Source organism: Cellulomonas sp. P2_B4 (assembly GCF_056404795.1).
Genome location: NZ_JBFUDI010000094.1, coordinates 1 through 554, shown reverse-complemented (window position 1 = coordinate 554; position 554 = coordinate 1). Strand labels below are relative to the sequence as shown.

Sequence of the window (554 nt, the reverse complement as noted above, 5' to 3'; positions counted from 1 at the left end):
ACCCTGGAGGACGAGACCGGCATCGCCAACGCGATCCTGTGGAAGGACCGGTTCGAGGCGCAGCGCCGCATCCTGATGTCGGCATCGATGATCAGTGTGGTCGGCCGCGTGCAATCGGAAAGCGGCGTGATCCATGTCGTTGCCGACCGGATCGTCGATCACACCCCTTTGCTGCGCGGGATCGGCGGCCTGGATCTGCCCAACATGACGATGCCGGGCGACGGTGCGACTCATGGCGGCACGATCGATCCGCGCGACCGGCGGAGATTGCCGTTGTTCGAGACCGAGATGGAGGAGGTGATCCCGATCCGCTCGCATGATTTCCACTGATCCCTCGCTGCCGGGCGAGGCATGAAAAAGGCCGGCCCCGCATTCGCGGGACCGGCCTGTTCTCGTCGCTTCGACCCGGATCAGCCGGCCGTCGTCGTCTCGCTCGCGGGCGGACGGCCGCGACGGCGCTTGGGCTTTTCGGCCGGCTCTTCCTCGACCGTCACCGCCGAGATGCTCAGCGACGGCGGCAGCAGATTGGCCTCGAACATGGCCGGGGCCTCTTC

General features: G+C 66.8%; 1 protein-coding gene. It reads left to right on the top strand.

Annotated elements, in window-relative coordinates:
• Positions 1-330 (top strand): hypothetical protein (locus AC1DZC_RS20275; RefSeq protein WP_477044540.1); only part of this gene is annotated, 330 nt, incomplete at its 5' end.
• Positions 331-554 lie beyond the last annotated feature (224 nt).